Source organism: Kitasatospora sp. NPDC051702, from assembly GCF_040681575.1.
In the GTDB taxonomy this organism is placed as follows: Bacteria; Actinomycetota; Actinomycetes; order Streptomycetales; family Streptomycetaceae; genus Kitasatospora.
This window is the reverse complement of the sequence record NZ_JBFAZB010000011.1, coordinates 183,433-189,432: the sequence shown is the minus strand read 5'-3', so window position 1 is coordinate 189,432 and position 6,000 is coordinate 183,433. Positions and strand designations below refer to the sequence as shown.

The 6,000-nt window shown below is 74.2% G+C and carries 5 protein-coding genes and 1 pseudogene; 3 read left to right on the top strand and 3 right to left on the bottom strand.

Going from position 1 to position 6,000, the window contains the following annotated elements; all coding sequences use genetic code 11:
* Nucleotides 1-132: 132 nt before the first annotated feature.
* The 3 genes and pseudogenes from AB0N04_RS13000 to AB0N04_RS12990 form a co-directional block, all read right to left on the bottom strand.
* Nucleotides 133-552: pseudogene (locus tag AB0N04_RS13000) on the bottom strand (DUF6114 domain-containing protein); the annotation flags it as partial.
* A 206-nt stretch (nt 553-758) separates the two neighbouring features.
* The gene (locus tag AB0N04_RS12995) at nt 759-1,415 is read right to left on the bottom strand and encodes a DUF6230 family protein (protein WP_360220823.1); all 657 of its coding nucleotides are present in this window, start codon (nt 1,413-1,415) and stop codon (nt 759-761) included.
* A gap of 134 nt (nt 1,416-1,549) precedes the next feature.
* Nucleotides 1,550-2,302, bottom strand: coding sequence for a TetR/AcrR family transcriptional regulator (locus AB0N04_RS12990; RefSeq protein WP_360220826.1), 753 nt, complete (start codon nt 2,300-2,302; stop codon nt 1,550-1,552).
* 399 nt (nt 2,303-2,701) lie between these two features.
* On the opposite strand from AB0N04_RS12990, the gene AB0N04_RS12985 reads away from it, so the two are divergent.
* From AB0N04_RS12985 to AB0N04_RS12975, 3 genes are all read left to right on the top strand, one after another.
* Nucleotides 2,702-3,373 carry a Tat pathway signal sequence domain protein gene (locus tag AB0N04_RS12985; protein ID WP_360220829.1) on the top strand — a complete coding sequence of 224 codons (672 nt, stop codon included), beginning with the start codon at nt 2,702-2,704 and terminating at the stop codon, nt 3,371-3,373.
* 244 nt (nt 3,374-3,617) lie between these two features.
* Entirely contained in the window at nt 3,618-4,499 is an 882-nt protein-coding gene (locus tag AB0N04_RS12980; protein ID WP_360220832.1) for a MoxR family ATPase, read from the top strand.
* A complete protein-coding gene (locus tag AB0N04_RS12975) occupies nt 4,496-5,956 on the top strand; it encodes a VWA domain-containing protein (protein WP_360220835.1) in 1,461 nt (486 codons plus the stop codon). Before AB0N04_RS12980 ends, AB0N04_RS12975 begins: the two co-directional genes overlap by 4 nt.
* The last annotated feature ends 44 nt before the right edge of the window (nt 5,957-6,000 follow it).

The following is a 6,000-nucleotide window of genomic DNA, read 5'->3' as shown; positions in this document are numbered from 1 at the left end:
CACCGCATCGTCGAGGCGGCCGTCGACCTGGTGGACGCCCGCTACGGCGCCCCCACGGTGACCTCTCCCGTCACCGTGGGGGCGGGGCGCCGCGTCCGTTCTCCACGACGGTCACGCGCCACGCGCCACGCGCTATGCGCTCCGCGCCCGCCGACCCGACCCCGACGGCCCGGCCGCCCGGCGCTGCTCACGCCGGTCCTCCCGCCGCTGGCGTCCACGACGCAGTGGCTGGTCGGGCAGCCAGCCGAAGGTCAGCGAGGACCCCACCAGCCCGAGCAGCATCCCGACCAGGAAGCCGCCCAGGTTGGAGGTGATCCAGCTGCCCAGGGAGGCGAGCACGGCGAGGACGGAGTAGAACAGCCGCTGGGCCGGGTTGAAGAGGATCAGCAGGCCGCACAGCACCATCACCGCCGGCACCAGGTACCCGGCGATCCCCTCCATGCCGATGTGCAGCACGACGGGCAGCGGGGAGCGCAGGGTGAACAGGATCTCGGCGCCGCCGAGCAGGACGAGCAGTCCGCCCCAGAAAGGCCGCTTGCCCCGCCAGTCGCGCCTGGGCGGGCGGCCGGCGGGCGCCGGGACGGGGGGCGCCTGGGCGGCGGCCGTCCCCTCGGCCGCCCCCTCGGGCCCCGCCCCGTCGGATTCCCCGGCCTGCGCCGTGGCCGTGGCTCGGGCGGCCTCACCGACCGGTGCCGTCGCGGACGTCACCGGCCCGGCGGCCGCCGCCCCGGCCGGTTCCGGCACGGACTCCGTCACGGTCAGCAGCCCTTGGAGCTGAAGCTCAGCCGCAGGTTGGGCAGTTTGAACCCGACCGCGGTGCTCGCGTAGTTGTGCTGCTTCAGGTTCGTCAGGATGACGCGGTCGGCCTGCTGCCCGAAGACCCCGGCGCCGCCCACGCCCTTCGGTCCGGCCTTGGTGTAGGTGCTGGCGTCGCCGCCGATCTCGATGTTGGTGAAGTCCGCGTCGCCGGAGAGCATGTCGGAGTCGGTGGTGAGATCGCTGGCGGTGACGGGGGTGCCGCCGTCGCCGGCATGGATGACGAGGTTGATGCCGCCCAGGTCGACGCTCTGGCACAGGTTGGTGATCTCGGCGTTCTTGATCGCCGAGACCGCGACCAGCACCTGACCGCCGGTGTCGCCCTGGTTGGGGCTGTCGGGGATCATCGAGTCCAGGCCGCCGAACTGGGCGAAGCCCTTGCCGTCGAGCTTGTCCGCGGTGATCGTGAACGGCATGCCGCTGATGTTGAACTGGGCGGCCAGCACGCCCTGGGCGGTGAGCGCCATCAGGACGGCGCCCGCCGCGACGGCCGGGACGGCCATCAGGGCGGTGCGCTTCAGCCGTACCCGCCCTCTTCTGGCGGTGGCCGGGGTCTCCGCCGTTTCGGCCGCCGCGGCGGCGTCCTCGGACATGGCCATGTGTGCTCCCTGTGGTGGATGGGTGTGCGGGCACACGTTGCCCTGGCGCGGACAGCGTTCCACGGCCGGACCGGGCCGTCCGCCCCTCGGCAGCGGGGCGGCCCCGGTCGACCGTGCGGTGAGTAACTGGGAAGCTACTGCTCGGTATTGGCCGGGTCAATACGGGTGCACGAAGGATCTTCACCATTCGGCAACCCGAGACGCCTGGCGGCCTCCGCCGGGCCGAGGAAGGGGGCCAGGCAGAACAGGCTCAAGACCGGCAACAGATCCGGTAGTTGATCCGTGCGCCCGGAGTCGACCCGCCGGTGGAGCGCGCTGTACACCCCGCCCACCACGGCGTCCACCAGTTCCTCGACCGCCACACCGCAGGGGAGTTGGGGCACCTCGGTAAAGAACACCCGGAACTTCTTGAGGAGTTGGTCCCGCTCACGACGCCCGGCCGGACCGACGGCCTCGATCTCGATCACCGCCATGGTGGCGAAGGCGGGTGTTCCGGCCAGGAGTTGGAGCATCGCACCGAGCCCCTGCCGGATCCCGGCACACCAGTCGCTCTCCGCCGCGAACGCCGCCGCCATCCGGCGGATCACCACGCCCGTCCCGTACCGGTGCGCGGCCAGGAAGGCGTCCTCCTTGCCGCTGAACAGCTCGTAGAAGACCGGCCTGGTCACGCCCGCCGCGCGGCAGATGTCGCTGACCGTGGCGTGCTGGTAGCCGCGCTCGGCCACCGTCTGGACCAGTCCGTCCAGCAGCCGCTCGCGCTGGGTGGCGGCGACCACCGCCGGGGGCAGCCGACTCGGTCCGCGCTTGATCGACCGGGCCGGGTCACGTCCGGTCCGCGCGCCCGGCAGCAGGACCACGTCGGCACTCCGCAGGTGTTTGTGTTCCATCCCCAACTCCTGTGGCCTGTATTGACATTGACGCAACGCAGGGTTTACAACACTGACAGGTTTCCAACCGGTGGGCGAACCACTTCACCACCGGCCGACCTCCAGGGGCTCCGACGGCCCCGGGCGACCCGCCCGGGCCACGGGACCACTGCGGACGCAGGCCCGCGGCGGTGGCAGCCGTCGACGCGCACCCCACTGCACGCACGCACGTCCGCACCTTCACACCGCCGTGCCGCACCAGCGGGCCCGTGGCGCCGGGCCCGCCCGGCCACGGCCCCGCGCGGCCCCCGGTACGCCATGCCGCACTCGCCATGCCACGCACCTCCCCCGCCGTGCACGCCACCACACCCGCACCGCGGGCCACCCCCACCCGTCTCCGCACGGAGAGAGGTCACCCTCATGCGCTTCCGCCGCACCCTCGGAACCGCGGCCCTCGCCGCGATCGCCCTCGCCGGCGCCGCCGTCGCACCCGCCCAGGCGGCCGGCTCCGCGGTCCTGACCACCGGCAGCCTCGGCGGCCCCGCCGTCGCCGTCGGCGACACCCTCACCGCGAGCCTGGTCTCCGGCACCTACGCCACCTTCTACAACAGCGCCACCGGCACGAGCGGCATCAAGTGTGCCAGCTCCGGCTTCTCCGCCACCGTGACGGCCAACCCGACCGCCCCCGGCAGTGCGGTCGAGCAGCTCAACGCCCAGACCTTCGGCTCCTGCACCTCCAACGTCCTCGGCGTCACGGGGGTCAAGAGCATCACGGTCAACAACCTGCCGTTCACCAACACCGTCGGCGACGGGCCCGGCAACCCGGTGGCCCTCACCCCCGGCGCGGCCGGCGCGATGAAGACCACGGTGGTGCTCAACACCGTCCTCGGCAGCGTCAACTGCGTCTACCAGAACACCACCGGCATCGCCGGCACCACCTCGAACACCGGCAACACCATCGGCTTCTCGGCCCAGCCGTTCAGCCTGCTCTCCGGCTCCGGCCTGTGCTTCTCGACGGGCTACTTCAGCGCCACCTACGGCCCGGTCACCGACACCTCGGCGGCGGGCAGCCCGCTCGTCTTCGTCAACTGACGACCGGACGGCAGGCACGGGCACGACGGCGTACGGCGACCCCGGTCGTCGTACGCCCCGGCCCCGTCTGCCCACACCCGACTCCCTACCCCCTTCCCGGCCTACCCCCTCCCCTCTCCTCCCCTCCCCTCCCCTCCCCTCCCCCGGCCCACCTCCCTCCCCGGCGCGCCGACCCCGCGACAGCGAAGTGACCGGCCGGTAGGGTGCTTGCGCACGGACACGGCCGACACGAACGGGGCGGGGCATGAGCAGCGGCGGCATCGAGGGCACCGGCTTCTTCACCTCGGTGGCGGACACCGCCGAACAGCTCGCCGCGACCGGCTACCTGGCCTCCACCGCGGTGGCCACAACCGTCTTCCTCGCCGACCGGCTCGGCAAGCCGCTGCTCGTCGAGGGCCCCGCCGGCGTCGGCAAGACCGAGCTCGCCAAGGCCATCGCCGCGATCGGCCGGGCCCGGCTGGTCCGGCTCCAGTGCTACGAGGGCATCGACGAGGCCCGCGCGCTCTACGAGTGGAACCACGCCAAGCAGCTGCTGCGGATCACCGCCGGCCGCGAGGAGGGCTGGGACCAGGCCCGCACCGACATCTTCGGCGAGGAGTTCCTGCTCACCCGCCCGCTGCTCACCGCCATCCGCGGCGACGAGCCGACCGTCCTGCTGATCGACGAGATGGACAAGGCCGACGTCGAGGTCGAGGCGCTGCTGCTGGAGGTGCTGAGCGACTTCCAGGTCACCGTGCCCGAGCTCGGCACCATCACCGCGAGCCGCCGCCCCTTCGTCCTGCTCACCTCCAACGCCACCCGGGAACTCTCCGAGGCCCTGCGCCGCCGCTGCCTCTTCCTCCACCTCGACTACCCGGACGCCGAGCTGGAACGCCGGATCGTCCGGCTCAAGGTGCCCGGCCTGGACGACACGCTGGCCGCCTCGCTGGTCCGGGTGGTCGGCGCGCTGCGGGCGATGGACCTGCGCAAGGCGCCGTCCGTCGCCGAGACCGTCGACTGGGCCCGCACCCTGCTCGCGCTCGGCGCCGACACCCTGGACGAGGCCGCCGTCCGGGACACCCTCGGCGTCGTCCTCAAGCACCAGGACGACATCCGGAAGGCCGCCCAGAAGCTCACCCCCGCATGACGGCCGCCCCGCCGCCGACCGACCCGGCGGCCCGGCTGACCGGCCTGGTCCGGGCGCTGCGCGGGCACGGCCTGCGGATCGGCCCCGCCGAGACGGTGGACGCGGCGGCCGTTCTCGACGTGCTCGGCTTCGCCGACCGCGAGCAGATGCGGGCCGGGCTGGCCGCCGCGCTGCTGCGCTCGGACGGCCAGCGGACGGTCTTCGACGCAGCCTTCGACCTGTTCTTCCCGCTCGGCGTCGGCACCCCCGAGGCCGTCCGGGCCGGCCGCGACGGCCAGGGCGACCCCTCCGCCCCGCCCGAGGGCCTGACGCCGCCCCGACCGGGCCGGCCCGACCCGCTCCGCGACGAGCTGCGCGACCGCCTCGCCGCCGCCCTGGCGGCCGACGACCGCGCCGCGCAGGCCCGGCTGGCCGGCGAGGTGGTGGAGGCCTTCGGCCGCTACGGCTCCGGCCCGGCGGCCGGGTCCGCGCCGGGCTCGGACGGCTGGTCCGCCCACCAGGCGCTCGGCCGGCTCGCCCCCGAGACCCTGCTCGCCCGGGTCCTCGCCGGGCTGCGCGCAGGGGCCGGCGACCCGGACCTGTCCGACCTCGTCCTGGCCGACGAGATCCGCCGCCGCATCCGGGACTTCCGGGCGCTCGTCGCCACCGAGGCCCGCCGCCGGGTCGCCGAGCTGCGCGGTGCCGAGCGGATCGCCGAACGCGCCGTGGCCCCGACCGTCGACCGGATCGACTTCCTCACCGCCGGCCGCGGCCAGCTCGCCGAACTGCGCCGCACCGTGGACCCGTTGGCCCGCAAGCTGGCCACCCGGCTGGCCGCCCGGCGCCGCCGCGCCGCCCGCGGACGGATCGACCTGCGCCGCACCCTGCGCCGCTCGCTGTCCACCGGCGGGGTGCCGCTGCGCCCGGCCTACCGGCTGCGCCGCCCGGCCCGGCCGGAGATCGTGCTGCTCTGCGACGTCTCCGGCTCGATGGCCGGCTTCGCCGACTTCACCATGCTGCTGGTGCAGGCGATGAGCGAGCAGTTCAGCAAGGTCCGGGTGTTCGCCTTCGTCAACCGCACCGCCGAGGTGACCGGCCTGCTGGCCGGCCGCGACGCGGACCCGGCCCGCCTCGCCGCCCGCATCCTCACCGAGGCGAAGGTGACGGGCTACCACGGCAACAGCGACTACGGCTCCGCCCTGGGCGAGTTCGCCGAACGGCACCCGGACGCCGTCGGCCCGCGCACCAGCGTGCTGATCCTCGGCGACGCCCGCACCAACCATCGCGACCCGAACCTCGACGCGCTGCGCCGCATCGCCGGCCGGGCCCGGCGGGTGTACTGGCTCAACCCCGAGCAACCCGCCCTCTGGCCGACCGGCGACTCCGCGGCCCTCGCCTACGCGGGCGTCGTGGAGATGCACTCCTGCCGCAACGCCCGCCGCCTCGCCGAACTGATCACCCGCCTGATCCCGGTCTGACCCCGCTCCGGGACGCCCCGCCCCCGGGACCGGCGGCCGGTCAA

Coding starts and splice junctions, on each gene's coding strand:
- AB0N04_RS12995 (WP_360220823.1), bottom strand. CDS start 1,415: ATGGCCATGTCCGAGGACGCCGCCGCGGCGGCCGAAACGGCGGAGACC.
- AB0N04_RS12990 (WP_360220826.1), bottom strand. CDS start 2,302: ATGGAACACAAACACCTGCGGAGTGCCGACGTGGTCCTGCTGCCGGGC.
- AB0N04_RS12985 (WP_360220829.1), top strand. CDS start 2,702: ATGCGCTTCCGCCGCACCCTCGGAACCGCGGCCCTCGCCGCGATCGCC.
- AB0N04_RS12980 (WP_360220832.1), top strand. CDS start 3,618: ATGAGCAGCGGCGGCATCGAGGGCACCGGCTTCTTCACCTCGGTGGCG.
- AB0N04_RS12975 (WP_360220835.1), top strand. CDS start 4,496: ATGACGGCCGCCCCGCCGCCGACCGACCCGGCGGCCCGGCTGACCGGC.